Origin of the sequence: Paenibacillus timonensis (genome assembly GCF_022427145.1) — a bacterium.
Lineage (GTDB): Bacteria > Bacillota > Bacilli > Paenibacillales > Paenibacillaceae > Fontibacillus > Fontibacillus timonensis.
This window is the reverse complement of record NZ_JAKSXN010000042.1, coordinates 1-17,603: the sequence shown is the minus strand read 5'-3', so window position 1 is coordinate 17,603 and position 17,603 is coordinate 1. Positions and strand designations below refer to the sequence as shown.

At 58.6% G+C, this 17,603-nt stretch carries 15 protein-coding genes; 2 read left to right on the top strand and 13 right to left on the bottom strand.

Annotated features, from left to right (window positions below; translation table 11 throughout):
* Nucleotides 1-62: 62 nt before the first annotated feature.
* From MJ257_RS16580 to yabP, 3 genes are read right to left on the bottom strand one after another with little or no spacing between them, the layout of a single operon-like run.
* Complete coding sequence (locus tag MJ257_RS16580; RefSeq protein ID WP_240270282.1) at nt 63-419, bottom strand: FtsB family cell division protein; 357 nt, start codon at nt 417-419, stop codon at nt 63-65.
* Between the two features lie 17 nt (nt 420-436).
* Complete coding sequence (yabQ, locus tag MJ257_RS16575) at nt 437-1,024, bottom strand: spore cortex biosynthesis protein YabQ (RefSeq protein WP_240270281.1); 588 nt, start codon at nt 1,022-1,024, stop codon at nt 437-439.
* Complete coding sequence (gene yabP, locus MJ257_RS16570) at nt 1,021-1,302, bottom strand: sporulation protein YabP (protein WP_059040382.1); 282 nt, start codon at nt 1,300-1,302, stop codon at nt 1,021-1,023. The genes yabQ and yabP overlap by 4 nt, the downstream gene beginning before the upstream one ends.
* 162 nt (nt 1,303-1,464) lie before the next feature.
* On the opposite strand from yabP, the gene MJ257_RS16565 reads away from it, so the two are divergent.
* Both MJ257_RS16565 and hydF read left to right on the top strand, forming a co-directional pair.
* A complete protein-coding gene (locus MJ257_RS16565; RefSeq protein ID WP_240270280.1) occupies nt 1,465-2,898 on the top strand; it encodes an aspartate ammonia-lyase in 1,434 nt (477 codons plus the stop codon).
* A 15-nt stretch (nt 2,899-2,913) separates the two neighbouring features.
* Entirely contained in the window at nt 2,914-4,170 is a 1,257-nt protein-coding gene (hydF, locus tag MJ257_RS16560; protein WP_240270279.1) for a [FeFe] hydrogenase H-cluster maturation GTPase HydF, read from the top strand.
* 374 nt (nt 4,171-4,544) lie between these two features.
* Here the strand turns inward: hydF and hydG are convergent, their stop codons facing one another.
* The 10 genes from hydG to yabN all read right to left on the bottom strand — a co-directional run bounded on the left by hydG (nt 4,545) and on the right by yabN (nt 17,548).
* A complete protein-coding gene (hydG, locus tag MJ257_RS16555) occupies nt 4,545-5,981 on the bottom strand; it encodes a [FeFe] hydrogenase H-cluster radical SAM maturase HydG (RefSeq protein ID WP_240270278.1) in 1,437 nt (478 codons plus the stop codon).
* A gap of 113 nt (nt 5,982-6,094) precedes the next feature.
* Nucleotides 6,095-7,834, bottom strand: coding sequence for an NADH-dependent [FeFe] hydrogenase, group A6 (locus MJ257_RS16550; RefSeq protein ID WP_240270277.1), 1,740 nt, complete (start codon nt 7,832-7,834; stop codon nt 6,095-6,097).
* 15 nt (nt 7,835-7,849) lie between these two features.
* Nucleotides 7,850-9,736, bottom strand: a complete 1,887-nt coding sequence (gene nuoF, locus MJ257_RS16545) for an NADH-quinone oxidoreductase subunit NuoF (RefSeq protein WP_240270276.1) — start codon at nt 9,734-9,736, stop codon at nt 7,850-7,852.
* Nucleotides 9,737-9,752: 16 nt separating this feature from the next.
* Entirely contained in the window at nt 9,753-10,256 is a 504-nt protein-coding gene (gene nuoE / locus MJ257_RS16540) for an NADH-quinone oxidoreductase subunit NuoE (protein ID WP_178020540.1), read from the bottom strand.
* Between the two features lie 37 nt (nt 10,257-10,293).
* Complete coding sequence (locus tag MJ257_RS16535; RefSeq protein WP_240270275.1) at nt 10,294-12,585, bottom strand: thiamine pyrophosphate-dependent enzyme; 2,292 nt, start codon at nt 12,583-12,585, stop codon at nt 10,294-10,296.
* Between the two features lie 59 nt (nt 12,586-12,644).
* A complete protein-coding gene (locus MJ257_RS16530) occupies nt 12,645-13,637 on the bottom strand; it encodes a 2-oxoacid:acceptor oxidoreductase family protein (RefSeq protein WP_178020544.1) in 993 nt (330 codons plus the stop codon).
* Between the two features lie 99 nt (nt 13,638-13,736).
* Complete coding sequence (hydE, locus tag MJ257_RS16525) at nt 13,737-14,795, bottom strand: [FeFe] hydrogenase H-cluster radical SAM maturase HydE (protein ID WP_240270274.1); 1,059 nt, start codon at nt 14,793-14,795, stop codon at nt 13,737-13,739.
* A 517-nt stretch (nt 14,796-15,312) separates the two neighbouring features.
* Nucleotides 15,313-15,594 (bottom strand): RNA-binding S4 domain-containing protein, encoded by a 282-nt coding sequence (locus MJ257_RS16520; RefSeq protein ID WP_059040394.1) that lies wholly within the window; start codon nt 15,592-15,594, stop codon nt 15,313-15,315.
* Entirely contained in the window at nt 15,594-15,866 is a 273-nt protein-coding gene (locus tag MJ257_RS16515) for an HU family DNA-binding protein (protein WP_068784357.1), read from the bottom strand. The genes MJ257_RS16520 and MJ257_RS16515 overlap by 1 nt, the downstream gene beginning before the upstream one ends.
* Before the next feature lie 185 nt (nt 15,867-16,051).
* Entirely contained in the window at nt 16,052-17,548 is a 1,497-nt protein-coding gene (gene yabN, locus MJ257_RS16510) for a bifunctional methyltransferase/pyrophosphohydrolase YabN (RefSeq protein ID WP_240270308.1), read from the bottom strand.
* Between the last annotated feature and the right edge of the window lie 55 nt (nt 17,549-17,603).

Here is a 17,603-nt window from a genome sequence, read left to right as displayed (position 1 = left end):
TTGATTATACCGAATGACGGATACAAGGTCAACAGACGGATGTCCCTTCAACCCGCATGGGGTCAGTCATTTCCGGCTTCGGACTCGGATACCCGGACCGGGATTTCGCCCGGTTTGTAAAGACCATATTTCTTCATGGCAATTTGTCCGATGTACTCGGGGTCGTTTAGTCGGTTTATTTCATATTTGAGCTGGTTCAAATCCTGCTCGCTGGCCGTTTTGGCGGCTTGCCGTTCGGCCAACTGCTGCGATTTGCCGCCGATATCCCCAGCTTGGGAGATAAACGTGTACCCGGCCCAGCCCATGAACAGGACCATGAATCCCATCCAGAGCCGCAGCCTGCGCTTTGCGAAAGCAGATCCGTTTCCGGAGGACTGACTTTTGTTCGATGTATTCGGATTTGTCGGCACTTCGCGCATCAGGGCACCTCCCGGCATTATTCCTTGTTGAACCAGCGTAATAGACGCAAAACGCGCTCCCGCCACACAGCCGCCCAGCGCCGGATCTTGTCCCATCCTTGCGGAATCCGAAGCCTTGTCCATATAGGCCTAAATGCCCATACGAGCAGCTTCCAGATCGGCAATAAGGTCACCCGGCCCAGGAAAAGCAGCACGATCCAAACGAATCCGAGCAGGACGCGGATCATTTTGACCAGCCATTGTAACGGAGCGATGATGAAAATCTCGATCATTCGTACGATAAAACGATAAATGGAGTTAACTATCCTCATTAACATTAACACAAAACGCTCCGTGATAACACTGAGGAACAAAAAATAAATCCAAATGCCTAGAAATAGGCCTAAGAAAACATAGAACCTTAGTTCCCCGTGGTTGCTGTGGTACAACGTGCGGAATACGAACAAGGCGGCAGCCAACCAGTAGAGCAAGTCGAGGGCGTGGACGCTCCAGCGGGGAAACCGGAGTTGTCCCGAGATGACGCGATAACTGTCAAAGGCGATGCCCATGATCCCCCCGGAGGCCAGCATCCAGAGCAGGGTCGCCCATTGCGTCTCTAAATTCATCGGAACAGCTTGCCGAGCAGGCCCTTACCGGACGAATTCGAGCCCGGATCCAAATACGACAGCGAGTTCACCGTACCCTCGATGCTGACCAGTCCCTGCTCCAGGTTCAGGTTTTTGATATGTAAATTCTGCCCTCGGATCGTCAGATGCCCTAGCTCGGTCTGAAGCAGGAACTCCTCGCTGTCGAAGCTTTCCACATTGAGGACCCCCGAAATGTCCAGCAGCTTGCGGTTTAGCAGATGCAGCTCCTGATGCTTAGCTTTATTGGGTTCGACCATGGCATGTACCCCTCCTTCTTATCCCTAGCTTATGGACGAAAAATCGGCTTTAGAACAAGTTCCTTTCGGCCCATAACGTGATCTTCTTTACTGCCCCAGGAAATCGCTTTCAACTACGATGAAAAGGAAGAGATTTACATTCGTTATTGGAGGCGAAGCAAGATGCGTCAGGAATTTTCGAATGGATCCGATCCCGATCAAAAATATCGCCGGGAGACCGACGCGCTAGGGCCTATGGCCATCCCGGCAGAGGTATATTACGGCATTCATACGGCGCGGGCGATGGAGAATTTTCCGGTCAGCGGGCGTCCGGCCCATCCCCGGCTGATCGAAGCGATCGCCGTCGTCAAGAAAGCGGCGGCGCGGGTCAACGGCAAGCTGGGCCTGATCCCGGCAGAAGTGGCGGGAGCGATTGAGCGGGCGTGCGACGAGATCGCCCGCGGCGCCTTGGCGGATCAGTTCGTCGTCGATGCCCTGCAGGGCGGCGCGGGGACGTCCACGCATATGAACGTCAACGAGGTGGTCGCCAATTTGGCGATCGAACGGCTGGGCGGATCCAAAGGCGACTATCGGCTCGTCCATCCGCTGGACCACGTCAACCGCTGCCAATCGACCAACGACGTGTATCCCACCGCGCTGCGAATCGCGGCCATCCGGCTGCTGCGCCCGCTCAGCGAGGCTTACGCTTCCCTGCAGGAAGCGCTGCAGGAGAAGGAGCAGGAATTCGCGGACGTGCTGAAGCTAGGGCGCACGCAGCTCATGGATGCCCTGCCGATGATGGCCGGCCAGGGGTTCGGCGCTTACGCCAAAGCGGTCGCCCGCGACCGGTGGCGGTTGTACAAGGCCGAAGAGCGGCTGCGCGAGATTCATCTCGGCGGCACGGCGATCGGTACCGGGTTGGACGCGCCCAAGGCCTACGTCTTCCAGGTAACCAACACGCTGCAGGAGTTGACCGGGCTCGGCCTGGCGCGCAGCGAATTCCCCATGGACGGGACGCAGAACATGGACGTCTTCGTCGAAGTGTCCGGGCTGCTGAAAGCGGCAGCCGTGACGTTGGTTAAGATCGCCGGCGACCTGCGGCTGCTGGCGTCCGGCCCCGCCGGGGGCATCGGCGAATACGCGCTGCCCGCCGTCCAGGCCGGCTCGTCGATCATGCCGGGGAAGGTGAACCCCGTCATGGCGGAGATGGCCGGCCAGACGGCCATGCGGGTGATCGCGAACGACGCCGCGATCACTTGGGCCGCCGCCGGCGGCCAGCTCGAACTGAACGCGTTTGGCCCGCTGATCGCCGATTCCCTGTTGGAATCGCTCGAGATCCTGGGGCGGGCCGTCCCGCTGTTCGAGCAGCGCTGCATTCGCGGCATCGCCGTCAACGAGAGCGTATGCCGCGAGCATCTGCGGCGCTCCACCGTGCTGGCCACCGCGCTGGTCCCGCATCTCGGCTACGAGGCGGCCGCCGAGATTGCCGGGATCGCCCGGCGCGAAGGGCTGACGGTGGAGCACGTCGCCGTGGAAGGCGGCTGGCTCACCGCCGAGCGCGCCGCCGCCATCCTGAATCCGCTGCAAGTGACGAAGCCGGGCATCCCCGGCGAATAAAAGGGGGAGCGCGAGATGAGCCTGAACGCGACGCCGCGCGGGGAGCGGACGCATATTGCCGTCTTCGGCCGCACGAACGTGGGGAAATCGAGCGTGGTCAACGCTTTGACCGGGCAAGAGACCGCCGTGGTCTCGCCGGTACGGGGAACGACCACCGATCCGGTGTACAAAGCGATGGAGCTGCTGCCGCTGGGGCCGGTGGTGCTGATCGACACCGCCGGTCTGGATGACGAAGGGATGCTTGGCGAGTTGCGCAAGCAAAAAACGCGGGAGTTGATCCACCGCGCCGACCTCGCCTTGCTGGTGATCGACGCCTTGGCGGGAGCCGACGACTTTTACCGGGAGCTGCTCGGCGAGCTGAGGCAGCGGAACATCCCGGTCGTAGGCGTGCTGAACAAGGTCGATACGCTCTTGGATGCCGGTGCGGAGGCGGCCGCGCTTGCCGAAGCGAAAGCGCAGCTGGGCCTGGAATGCGTGGCGTTCAGCTCTTTTGACGGCCGCGGCGTGCCCGAGCTGAAGCGGGCGATCGTGGCGGCCCTTCCGCACGAGGAGGAGCGCTTCCGGCTCGTCGGCGACCTTGTCGCGCCGGGCGATCTCGTCGTGCTGGTCGTACCGATCGACAAAGCCGCGCCCAAGGGCCGGCTGATCCTACCGCAGCAGCAAACGATCCGCGACCTGCTCGAGAGCGACGCCATCGCCGTCGTGACGAAGGAGCACGAGCTCAGGGCGACGCTGGAGCGGCTCGGTACTAAGCCGCGGCTCGTCGTCACTGACTCGCAGGTCTTCCTCAAGGTTGCCGCCGACACGCCGAGGGACGTGCCCCTGACCTCGTTCTCCATCCTGTTCGCCCGGCATAAAGGCGACTTAAATGAGCTGGTCCGGGGCGCACGGGCCATTGATCGGCTCAAGGACGGGGACCGCGTCCTGATCGCAGAGGCCTGCACGCACCATCAGCAGTCCGACGACATCGGCACCGTCAAAATCCCGCGCTGGTTACGCCAGTCCACGGGCAAGCAGTTGCAGATCGAGCATGTCTCCGGTTACTCCTACCCGCCGGACCTGGCCCGTTACGCGCTAATCGTGCACTGCGGCGCCTGCATGCTTAACCGCCGCGCCATGCTGCACCGCCTCGGCGAAGCCCAAGCGGCCGGCGTCCCGATCGTCAACTACGGCGTGCTGATCGCCTACCTTCACGGCGTGTTCCCTCGCGCCATCGAGCTCTTCCCTTCCGCCGTGATGGCGTGGGAGGAAGCGGACCGGGAGCCACATTGAGGGAATCCAGGGAATGAGCTAGCTAGGAGGCGACCCGAACCGAAACTCTAACGCTTGTCAACAACGCTATTTGCTCCAAAATGGGGGATTTCAAAATGTAACGCTTATGGGAGAGCTTATTTGCCTGATTTACCTCGGAAACGAGGCCATTCTGTCCAAATAAGCTCGCTGATAAGCGTTAGAAATAAAACTCCCCTCGTTTAGCCCCAATAAGCATTCTGGCAAGCGTTAGCCTGGGTTCCTGATGGATGTGGTTAGCTAACGGACGGGGTGACGGAAGATGGGTCATCCTATCGACGCCAAAAAAGCCTTCAATGTCCGCCAATAAAGGCGGTGTTGAAGGCTTTTTATCTTACGAACCCTGCCGCGTAATCCTAGAACCGCAAATCCCGCTCGCCTTCCTGGATACGCTGCAGGCGGTTGATCGTCGCATCGCGGGCGGACGCTTTGGGGATGCGGCGGAGGTTGTTTTTGATCAGCGTCGCCCCCATTTCCCGGGATTCGTCATCCCCGTAGTCCAGCAAATACTCCTGCAGGGTGAGCAGGGCGTTCGGATGGCAGACGTTGTGGATTTGGCCCGATTTGGCCAGGCGCATAAAACGGTCGCCCGTTCGGCCTTCGCGGTAACAAGCGGTGCAGTAGCTCGGAATATAGCCGTCCCGGCACAGCGACTTGATCATCTCCAGCGGCGAGCGGTGATCGCCGACCTCGAACTGCGCGGTATCACCGCCCGGGTTCGCTCTGCCCTCGCCTCCGTACGTGTCCATATATCCGCCGACGCCGGTGCATGAACCCGCGCTGATCTGAGAGATCCCCAGCTTGATCACTTCGTCGCGGAATTCCGAGTCTTCGCGGGTGGACAGGATCATGCCCGCATAAGGGACCGCCAACCGCAGCACGGCCACGATTTTCTTGAACTCGTGATCGTTCACAAGATACGGGAAGCTGTTCAGGTCGACGCCGTCCGCCGCCCGCAGGCGCGGGACGGAAACCGTGTGCGGCCCGCAGCCGAACGTTGCTTCCAGGTGCTCGGCATGCATCAGCATGGCGATCGTTTCGTATTTGTGATCATATAATCCGTACAATACCCCAACGCCGACGTCGTCGATGCCGGCCCGCATCGCCCGGTCCATCGCCGTCGTATGCCAGTCGTAATCGCGTTTCGGCCCTTTTTGGTGCATGCGGCTATAGGTCGGACGGTGGTACGTCTCCTGGAACAGGATGTACGTACCGATCCCGACGTTCGCCAGCTTGCGGTAATCCTCCACCGTCGTCGCGGCGATGTTGACGTTAATGCGGCGGATGCTTCCGTTATCGACTTTCACGGAGTAGATGGTTTCGATACATTCGAGAATGTAATCGATCGGGCAATGCTCCGGATCTTCCCCGGCCTCCAGCGCCAGCCGCTTGTGCCCCATTTGCTGCAGCACCTCGACTTCCCGGATCAGCTCCTCCCGGTTTAAACGCCGCCGAACCATGCTCTCGTTGGACTGCTTATAGCCGCAGTACTCGCAGTTGTTTACGCAGAAGTTGCTAACGTACAAAGGGGCAAACAGCACGATCCGATTCCCGTAAATTCGTTCCTTCACCTCGCGTGCCGCATGGTAAATCTCTTCCAACAGCACATCGTCCTCCACGTTCAACAGGACGGCGGCTTCCGCCGCGGTAATGCCTTTGGCGGTCCGGGCACGCTCCAGAATAGCCAGCACCTTCTTGCGGTCGCGGGCCAGCTGCGACCCGTAAGCGAGCGCCGATACGATGGTTTCATCCCGGATGAAATCCGCCGCCTCCCATTGATCTGACCTGCTCATCCCAATCCCTCCCTGTAAGATGCCCTCGTCACTTCTTAAGCCCCTTCGAGACTGTTTGGACAACGCAACGTTCAACACGCAGCGCATCACGCATTTCGCACAGCGACTAACAGCTAATAGCGGGAGCGCACCAAATAGTGCGTATGCAAGTACATATGGCTCTTGTGGCTGTTCGGCTCCTCCAAAAACTCGCGGTAAATCTGCTGGATATTCGGGTTCTTATGCGATTTGCGGATCGCGGACGCCTCGTCCTCGTCGTAAATCGCTTTGGCCCGTTCCGCCTTCACGTCGAGCGTGTCCCGCAGGCTCGCTCCCACGATCGGCTGCCCGCCGCCGCAGATGCAGCCGCCCGGGCACGCCATAACCTCGATAAACTCGTATTGGCGCTGGCCCGATTGAATCATCGACATCAGCTTCCGCGCGTTGGCCAGCCCATGCACGACGGCGGTGCGGATCACGCGGCCGTCCGGCAGCTCCACCGCCGTCTCCTTGATGCCGTCCATCCCCCGCACGGAGGTATATTCCACCGTCTCTAGCTCCTCGCCGGCCACCAGCTCGAACACCGTTCGCAGCGCGGCCTCGGCCACCCCGCCGGTCGCCCCGAAGATCACGCCGGCCCCCGACGCTTCGCCAAATGGATTGTCGAACGTCTCGCCGCGCAAGCCGGCGAAGTCAATGCCCGCTTCCTTGATCATCCGGGCGATCTCCCTTGTCGTCAGCACGTAATCGACGTCCTGCATCGACTCGCTGGCCAGCTCCTCGCGCTGCCCTTCGAACTTCTTCGCCGTGCACGGCATGATCGACACGACGACGATGTTCCCCGGATCGATCCCCATCGTTTGGGCGAAGTAGCTCTTAATCATCGCCCCTTCCATCTCATGCGGCGACTTGCAGCTCGACAGGTTATCCAGCATATCCGGGAAGTAATGCTCCACGAACTTCACCCAACCCGGACAACAGGATGTCATCAGCGGCAGGTTCTTTCCGGTCGCCAAACGATGTACCAGCTCGGTCCCTTCCTCCATGATCGTTAAGTCGGCGGCAAAATCGGTGTCGAACACCTTGTTAAAGCCAAGCCGTCGCAGCGCGGCCACCATCTTGCCCGTCACGCGCGTGCCGACCGGCATCCCGAACTCTTCGCCCAAGGCAACGCGGACCGCCGGGGCGGTTTGGACAACGACGAATTTATGCGGATCGGCGATCGCCTGCCACACGTCGTTGATATTCTCCCGCTCTTGAAGCGCGCCGACCGGACATGCCATGATGCATTGCCCGCAGTTGACGCAGACCGATTCGCCGATCGGGCGACCCAAAGCCGGGCCGATGACCGTGTCGAATCCCCGGTTCATGAACCCGATCGCCCCCACGGTTTGCACCTCTCCGCAAACGGCAACGCAGCGGCCGCACAGCAGGCATTTGGAGGTGTCGCGCACGATAGACGGCGACGAGAGGTCGACCGTCGACCGCGCTTTGCTCCCCGCATACCGCACGTCGCGCACGCCGATCTGATTCGCCACCTCCTGCAGCTCGCAGGTCCCGCTGCGCAGGCAAGAGGTGCATTCCCGGTTATGGTCCGACAGGATCAGCTCGACCGTCGTTTTGCGGGCTTTCCGCACCCGCGGCGAATTCGTCCGAATCCGCATGCCGTCTTCGGCCACCAGCGTACAGGAAGCGATCAGGCGGGGGCCCGACTCCACCAGACAAACGCGGCAGCTGGACGGGTGGTTCATCCCCTGCAGATGGCAAAGGGTAGGAATGTGAATGCCTAATCCACGGGCCGCCTGAAGCACCGTCGTTCCCTTCGGCACCTCCGTTTCCATCTCATCAATCCATAGTTTCACGGTATCCAACATAGAGTTCTCCCCCCTTTAGCTCTTATAGATCGCCGCGAATTTGCAGCTGTCGAAGCAGATTCCACACTTAATGCACACAAGCGGATCGATCATATGCGGCTCCTTCACCTTACCCGTGATCGCTCCCGTCGGGCATTTCCGGGCGCAGAGGCTGCAGCCCTTGCATTTCTCCGCATCGATCGTATACGTAATCAGCGAGCGGCAAACGCCGGACGGACATTTCTTGTCGACCACATGGGCGATATACTCGTCGCGAAAATACTTCAGCGTGGACAACACCGGATTCGGCGCCGTTTGGCCGAGTCCGCAAAGCGAAGCCGCCTTGATTTGCTCGGACAACTCCTCCAGCGCATCCAAGTCCTCCATCGTGCCTTTGCCTTCCGTGATTTTCTCCAAAATCTCCAGCAGGCGTTTCGTGCCGATCCGGCATGGCGCGCATTTGCCGCACGATTCGTCGCGCGTAAAGTCGAGGTAATATCGAGCTACGTCAACCATGCACGTCTCTTCGTCCATCACCAGCATGCCGCCCGAGCCCATCATCGAACCCAAGCTCAGCAGCGTATCGTAATCAATCGGGCGATCGAGATGCTCGCTCGTCAGGCAGCCCCCTGAAGGACCGCCGGTCTGCACCGCTTTGAACGCCTTGCCGCCGGGAATCCCGCCGCCGATCTCGTAAATGACCTCGCGCAGCGTAATGCCCATCGGCACTTCCACCAGCCCGGTGTTAACCACCTTGCCGCCCAAGGCGAAGACCTTGGTACCTTTGCTTTTTTCCGTCCCGATGCCTGCATACCACGAAGCGCCTTCCAGCAAAATAATTGGCACATTAGCCAGCGTCTCCACGTTATTGATCACCGTCGGCTGACCCCATAACCCGCTGACGGCCGGGAACGGCGGTTTCGGGTTCGGCATGCCGCGCTTGCCTTCGACGGAGTTCATGAGCGCCGTCTCTTCGCCGCAGACGAACGCCCCCGCTCCCAGGCGGACGCTGATGTCGAAGGAGAAACCACTGCCGAACAAATCCTCGCCCAGCAGCCCGTAATCGCGGGCCTGCCGAATCGCCGCCTGCACGCGCTTCACGGCGATCGGATACTCCGCCCGGACGTAGATGAAGCCGTGATTCGCCCCGATGGCGTAGCCGGCGATCGCCATGCCTTCCAGCACGGAGTGCGGGTCGCCCTCGAGGATCGAACGGTCCATGAACGCGCCCGGGTCGCCTTCGTCGGCGTTGCAGATCATGTACTTTTGCCCCGTCCGCTGCTTCGCGGCCGTCTCCCACTTGATCCCGGTCGGGAACCCGCCGCCGCCGCGCCCGCGCAAGCCCGCTTCCTTCACCTCGGTTACGACCTGCGCCGGCTCCATGGTCGTAAGGACTTTATGCAGCGCCTTATACCCGTTCATGGCGATATACTCGTCGATATCCTCCGGATCGATCGTGCCGCAGTTCCGCAGGGCGATCCGCTGCTGCTTGCGGAAGAAGTCGACTTCATGCAGCGGCTTGATCCGCCCATCCTCCTCCAGCGACTGCTGATAGACGAGCCGCTCGACGATTTTACCCTGAAGCAGGTGCTCGTCGACGATCTCCGCCACGTCTTTCACCTTCACCCGGCTGTAGAACACCTCCTCCGGGTAAATGATCACGACCGGCCCCAGCTCGCATAGACCAAAGCAGCCGGTGCGCACGACATCGATTTTGTCCTGTATCCCTTGACTGGCTACTTCTTTCTCAAAGGCCTCCGCGATCAGCATGGAGTCCGAGGAGGTACAGCCCGTGCCGCCGCAGATCATGACGGATCGAAGGGCCACGCCGCCATCGTCAGGCCCGGTTTGGCCGAGTTTACGGCGAACCAGCCGGCTTAACTGCGCCGTACGGATGCTCTCAAGATCCAACATCGTTTTCATCGTTCCACCCTCCCTTCTAATGCGTCTCCGCAGGCGTGCGCATCGGCTTCAGAATTTTCGGTATTTCGTTTGGCGTCAGCCGGCCATGCACTTTCTCCCCGATCGTCATGACCGGCGCCAAACCGCATGCTCCCAAGCAGCGGGTGGCGTCCAACGTGAATTTTCCGTCGGCCGTCGTCCCCTGGACCGGAACGTTCAACTCCTGGCTCAAGCGGTCCAACACACCTTGGGCGCCCTTAATGTAACAAGCGGTGCCCATGCAGACGCGGATGACGTGCTCTCCCTTCGGCTCCAGCGAGAAAAACGAATAAAACGTGGCTACCCCGTAAATTTCGGCCATCGGCATTTCCAGCTCCCGGGAAACGATTTGCAGCGCTTCTTCCGGCAGATAGCCGTACAAATCCTGAATTTCGTGCAGCACCGGGATCAACGCGCCCGGCAGCAAGCGAAACTGATCGATTATTTCCCCAACCCGGGTCAGCCGTTCCTGGTCCCCCGCACAACGGCAAGTCTCTTCCATCTTTGCATCCTCTCCCTTCATCGTCCGGCCATATTCCCTAGAGCAGCGGACTTTCATGCTTCAGCTTCAGCCGATCCCAGCGCCGGTTGACTTCTTCCTCAAACGCATCCAGCAGTTCCGGGTCATGCAGCATGTGCTTCGTCTTGCCCATCAGCTTCAGCCATTCCTGCGGCGAAATCCGGTTGTTCTTCGCTTCCGGATTGTAGGTGATGTTCGTCACCCCATGCTCGATTTCATACAGCGGGAAGAAGCAGGAATCCACGGCCGTTTTGAGAATTTTCGTACCGAGCTGGTCCTCGGATCGCCAGTTCAGTGGACAAGTGCTGAGCACCTTCCCGTACACCAGACCTTCATGCTGCGCGTACCACTGCGCCTTGGCCGCCTTCGTGATCAGGTCCTGCGGGAAGGCTTCCGCCCCGGTGAACACGTACGGGATGTTCGTCGCCGCCATAATCTGCGGCGTATCCTTGTGGTGGAACGCTTTCCCTTTCTGCGCCTTCCCTACGCCGGACGTGCTGGTCTGATGGCCCAGCGGCGTGGAGTAGGAGAGCTGGGAGCCGGTGTTCATATACCCTTCGTTGTCGTATTCCAAAATGATCATCTTGTGGTTCCGCAGCGCCGATCCGATCGCCGGCCCCATCCCGATGTCCATCCCGCCGTCACCGGTCACCATGATAAAGGTGACGTTGTCCGAGACGTCGATCTCGCCGCGGCGCTTCCGTTCCCAGAACGCCTCGACGACGCCGGCTACGGTCGCAGCCCCGTTTTGGAACAGATTGTGGATGAACGTTTGCTTATGCGAGGTGTAGGGGTAGCCGGCCGTAACGACGTACGAGCAGCCGGTCTGGAACAACGTGACGACATCGCCTTCAATGCCCTTGTAAAACAACTCCAGCGAAGAGATCGCGCTGCAGCCCGGACAAGCGCCGTGTCCCGGCGCCAACCGCTTCGGCTTGGCCGTCAGGCTGCGCAGCGGCGGCAGCTTCACCTTCAGCTTGCCGGTCGCCTCGTCCGGCGCGACCTGAATCAACCCGCTGTTAAAGGCGTCCCCTTGCTGCGGCGTCAAAATCGGTCTCAGCTGATGCACCGGATCGCCGGGCACCTGACCGAAATAATCGAAGGGCACCGCGGCCTTGCCCTGGTTCATCGCCTCGATGGCCAAATCAAAGAACGCTTCCGCTTCGTCCGGATAGAAGTCCTTGCCGCCCAGGCCAAATACGCGAGACAGGACGATCGTTCGATTGTCCGGATCCAGCTTCAGCGCGGAGCGGATTTCATGCGTCATATTGCCGCCTTTGCCGCCGTAGGAATCGGCGCGTTCCCCCACCACCAGCGCTTTTACGCCCCGCAGCGCGGCACGGATCTCCTCCGCCGGGAATGGCCGGATGACGTTCGGCCGGATGATCCCCGCCTTAATCCCCTGCGCCCGCAGCTTATCGACGATCGCCTTGGCCGTTTCCGCCGCGGAATTCAGCAGGAACAATGCAACCTCCGCATCCTCCATCCGATACAGCTCCAACACCTTGTAATCGCGTCCCGAAAGCGTTTTAAACTCTTCGGCGATTTGCTGATACACTTCAGCCGCCCGTTCGTGTGCCAGATGCAGTTGGTAGTGGTTGTTCAACAAGTCGTCGCCGTTCATATGCGCGCCAACCGTAATCGGCTCCGACGGGTCGGCCACGTTATCGAATCCGGCCGGCGGCGTTTCGCCCACGAATGCCCGGACGGCCTTAGCATCTTTGAAATAACTCAGCTTCCGTTTCTGATGGGACGTGAAAAACCCGTCGTAAGCGACGATGACGGGGAGCCGCACCTCCGAATGCTCCGACCATTTCAGCGCCATGATGTTCATGTCGTATGCCGCTTGCGGCGTACTCGCCGTCAGGATCAGCCACCCGGTATTCAGCGCGTAATACAAATCGGAGTGGTCGCCGCGAATATCCAGCGGACCGCTGATCGCGCGCGTGACCAGGTTCAGCACCATCGGAAACCGCGTCCCGGACTGCACCGGCAGCTGTTCGATCATGTACATGAACCCGTTGGCGCTGGTGGCGTTGACGACCCGGGCTCCGCTGAGCGCCGCCCCGTAGCAGATCCCCGCAGAGCCATGCTCCCCGTCCGCCGCGATCAGCTTGATGTCATGCAGGCCTTGCGCTTTCTTCTGGTCCAGGATCTGCGCGATCTCCGTGGACGGCGTAATCGGAAAGTACCCCATCACATGGTAGTTGATCTGGGCTGCCGCCATCGCCGCCGCTTCATTGCCCGATTCGAACGCCGTCGTTTGTTCCGCCAGCGTCATTTTCGTGATATTCTCTTCGGTTATAGACATCGATAAAGTCCTCCTTTAGGCTCTTCTGCGAGTTCTTTGAATAAAGGTTTGAACTACCTCTATTGGAATACATGGGCGACGCGGTGGCTGTCGGCGTACCCGGCTTCCTCCCGGCGCACGCTGAGCGAACCCGTCGGACAGATTTCCACGCATTTCAGACAGCCTTTGCAGTACTGGTAGTCGATCCCGCGCAAAAACATCTGCGGCCGGCCCTTCTTGTCCTCCCCGGATTCCCACACGAAGCACAGATCGGGGCAAACCGTGTCACAGTTGGCGCAATGAATGCAGCTCTCCAGGTTCAGCTCCGGCAGGAAACCCTGGCGGGAGCCGCTCAAATCCTTCAAGAGGCTGTTCCCTTGCGCGCGGATCACGCCGCCGGGCGCTTGCGTCTCATAGCCGAGCAGCGGCTGCGGACGCTCGAATCGGATTCCCTGCGCTCCTTCAGGAGGCGGGGTCGTCTGGAAACGCACCTCTTGATAACCTCGGTCGAACGTACGCAGATTGGGCTCCACCAGGTGCGGGTATTTCTTCTGGAACGTATGCCGAATGACTTCGCGCATGGAATCCGGATCGAGGAAATCACATATCCGGAACAACGCCCCCAGCATCGAGGTATTCACCTTCGTGTGCTCGTCGATGGCGATGCCCATCGCGTCGACGACGGCCAACGTCCCGTACGGGAACTTCAGGTCGCGCCGGATCTCCTCGAAATCGCGGGTCGAGTTCACCAGCAAGATTCCGTCAGGCTTCAGACCGCTCAAGACATTCACCGTCTTGTGCAGCGCTTCATGGAATACGCCGATGACGTCGGGTTCCTCGATCGGGCTGTGATCATGAATTTCCACGCCTGGCTCGCAAAAGCGGACGAAGCTCTTTACCGGAGAGCCCTTCTTCTCCGAACCATAGGACGAGAAATTTGCACCGTTTAACCCGAGTCCGAGTACCCCGGATTCCGCCAGCATCTTCCCGGCCAGATTGGCACCGAGCCCGCCGATGGATTCCAGCCGAATTTCAAAAAAGCCAAGCTCGTTCGTTTTGGTCAATATGCTCATTCGCCATGTCTCCTCTACGTTTAGTTGTGAAATATTTCACGAATAATAGCGAAAAGAAAACTCTTCTTCGTTTAAGCAGCCGCAGCTGCATAACTTCGATTAAGCATGACGGCGCGTTCCTGCCGCCTTCAAGCTGTCCCCCCTTCCCATATCTACGGAAAAGCCCGCAGCTCCAATCCGGAGCTCCAGGCAGTGCCTGCATTGAGCGGATTCGTCACCCGTACAGATTTTGTCGTTGTATAGGGCATATTTCTTACGGACAAGGACGGGTGACAGGTTAGGCATGACCACATTGGCTCCGACCTTCAGCGCCAATTCCCTACCTTCGGGGTTTAGCGTCCCGAGGGCGGTCGTTGCGGGAATTAAGGCATCCGGGAGGAACAGACGGGCCAGCGCCACCATAACCAGCGTATCCTCCAGCGATCCGGCATTCGCATCACCCAGCGGGGTCCGGTCGTGGGGAATAAACGGGCCGATGCCGATCATGTCCGGGTTTAGCGTTTTGAGATAGTTCAAGTCCTCCGCTAAATCCTCCGTCGTTTGGCCGGGCAGCCCGACCATGAACCCTGCGCCCACCTGATAACCGATCGACTGGAGCGTCTCCAGACATTTGCGCCGGTGATCAAAAGACATGGAAGGATGCAGAGATTGATATAGCCTTCGGGAAGCGGTTTCATGACGCATCAAAAAGCGATCCGCCCCCGCTTCATACAGCAAACGGTAGGTTTCCTCCTCCCGTTCGCCGATGGATAAGGTGATGGCCGTATCCGGGAACTCGGCTTTGATGTCCCGGATCAAGGCAGCCAGCAGATCGGCCGTATACCAGGGATCCTCGCCGCTTTGGAGCACAAATGTGCGGAAGCCCAGCCCATACCCTTCCCGGCAGCATTCGAGTATTTCCTCGGGGCTGAGCCGGTACCGCTCCGCATCCCGATTACCGGCCCGCAGCCCGCAATAAAGGCAGTTCTGCCGGCAGTAGCTCGAAAATTCGATCAAGCCGCGCATATACACTTTGTCCCCGTAAGCCTGTTCCCGTCTCAGACGGGCAAATCGGAAGAGCTCCCCGCGGGTTTCGGCATCCATATGCCCCAGCAAATAGACGAGCTCATCTTTGGAGAGCTCTCTCCGGGCATAGAGCTTGTGCACGAGCTGTTTCATCAGGCGATCATCCCTTTGGATAAACTGGACTATGACCTTGGTATACCCTATGGCTGTCGTAGAAAATGATGAATGAAGTAATTGTGAATATTTTCACTTTGTAAGCGTTTTAATTAAAGTCCGCTAATAAGATCACCCCGGTTCCCGAATAGAGCTGCTGTCCGAGCGACAGAATGGTACGTTGTTGAGTTTGTCCATTGCTTCGTTTGTTGCTTCGTCCGTTGCTTCGTTTGTTGCTTCGTTCGTTTGTTGGATCGTTGGTTAGAATGCTGGCTGTTCGATGGGCGTGATTTCGGTTCGTAGATGTGTGCCGCATGTGCAGCGTCGATGGATTTCGACATGAGGTTGATTCAGAGGTGTTTTCTAAGAAGCAGGTGCGCTTATCGAAAACGTTAGTAAATGTGTATTTAATATATTACCACGATTTCACAGTTTGGCTAGGAAATTTTTTACACCCTTCCGGGGCCAAAAAAAGAGCATGTCCCGATGGAACGGAACATGCTCTGAGCTTCACTATTCAGGACCAGTCCAAACCGGTATCCTTCGCGATCGGCTCTTCCTTGATTAAGGTATACATGGTCGCTGCTTCATCCTTGCGAGTCGTTTCGACCAGGCGCTCGACGCGAACGGTCACCAGCTTTTGGCCGAATTGAACCGTGATCTCGTCGCCAACCTTGACGGTACTGCTCGGTTTGGATTCGCGCCCATTGATCAGAACTCTGCCTTGTTCGGAGACGTCCTTGGCCACCGTGCGCCGCTTGATCAACCGCGATACCTTCAGGAATTTATCAAGACGCATTATTTTACAGCTTCTTTAAGTTTGTTGCCCGCTTTGAATGCCGGAACATTGGAAGCCGGGATTTCGATCGTTTTGCCGGTTTGCGGGTTGCGGCCCGTACGACCGGAGCGCTTGCGAGTTTCGAACGTACCGAAGCCGATCAATTGTACTTTGTCGCCGCCAGCAAGGGCATCGGTAATTTCGCCGAGGAAACCGTTCAATACGGATTCAACGTCTTTTTTTGTCAAACCGCTTTTGCTGGAAATGTTGTTGATCAGGTCTGTTTTGTTCATTAATAATGCCTCCCAATAATAAAAGAAATAGGTGATACCTTGGCACTACAGGCTCTAGGCCTGCCCCAGCGCCAGTGGGTTATCTTTGTATGAGTATTCTTGCTTGAAATGAAAAATCCTGCACTGCCAGGAACTTTTTTTTTGTTTTTTTCGCAAAAAAACCGAAATTTAGGCCTTTTCTCCCATTATTCCCGTTCTTTCGACTTAGCTTCGTTCCACAAAACGTCCATCTCTTCTAACGTGCTGTCGCCAGGAGTTTTCCCTTGTTCGCGAAGCCGCTCCTCGACATAGTGGAATCGCTGGGTGAATTTGCGGATCGTCCGCGTTAGGGCTTGCTCCGGATCGGCCCCGATAAAGCGGGCGGCATTCACCACCGAAAACAGCACGTCGCCCAGCTCCAGCTCCTGCGACTCGGGATCTTGCTTATGCGCTACGGCTTCCTTCAGCTCGCGGATCTCCTCCTCCAGCTTAGACCAGACCCCGCCGATCTCTTCCCAGTCGAATCCGGCCTTGGCCGCCTTTTTCTGGAGCTTGTACGCCTTCATCAAAGCCGGCAAATCGCGCGGTACCCCGCTGATCGCCGATTGGCGCTCGGGCTCGATTCCTTTGCGCTTCTTCTCCTCGGCTTTCATCGCCTCCCAGTTGTTCAGCGCCGCCTCGGCGTCCTCCGCGCTCAAATTGCCGAAAACGTGCGGATGACGGTAAATCAGCTTCTCATTCAGCTCCTGGATGACGTCATACACCGTGAAAGCGCCGGTCTCCTCCTCCATCTGGGAGTGGAGCATGATTTGCAGCAGCAGATCGCCGAGCTCCTCACGCATGTGGTCGGGATCGTCGTCATCGATCGTCTCCAGGACCTCGTAGGTTTCCTCGATCAGATTTTTGCGGATCGATTCATGCGTCTGCTCGCGATCCCACGGGCATCCGCCGGGACTGCGCAGAATCGACACGATCTCATGGAGACGCTGGAAGCTGCGAATCCGCAGGGTTTCGTCCCTACTTGCCGGCACATAGACGAGTGACAGGTTCCCGTAGCCGTCAATTCGATCCAGTTCAAACAGCGGTACCCGCTCAATTTGCTCCTGGCCTGCGACACCAAGGGCATGTCCCACGACAACCGGATAATCGTCAGGCAACAACTCCATCAGCCCTAGCTTCACTTCCGAGGCAGTCAGTTGGTCATAAACTTGTCCGATCAACGTATGCCGTCTCGGATCGATCGACGCCCCACTGACCTCCGATGCGTCCAGCAGCAGAAAACCTTCGATCGGGTCAAAGCCAAGCCGCACAAACGCCTCGTCCAGGAAGCTCTCTCCGCCAATGATGTCGAGCTCGATGCCTCTCTCTGGGCAGCGCTCCCGCAAAAGCTTGACCGTCGTTTCGGCGACCAGCGGATGTCCGGGGACGGCGTAAACGATATTCCCCCCATCTCCGTCAGCCTCGGCCCGTGCCAACAGTCGGGTGACAATCTCCTCGTATACGGAGGGAAAATCGTCTTTCGCTTCATACACTTCATCGAACGAAGCAAAACGGACGCCCGTTTGCTCCAGCCAGTCCACGACCGGATGGTCCTTCGTTCGGACGTAACGTTCTCCCGCTTCCTGCAGCCGTTTCAGGCTGCCTAAGGTCAGCCGGTCGGGGTCCCCCGAGCCCAGTCCGACCACCGTAATGGTTGCGCTCATGGTCATGCTCACTCCCTGTCTGTCCAACTTGTCGATCGATCCGCTCCCTTGTAGG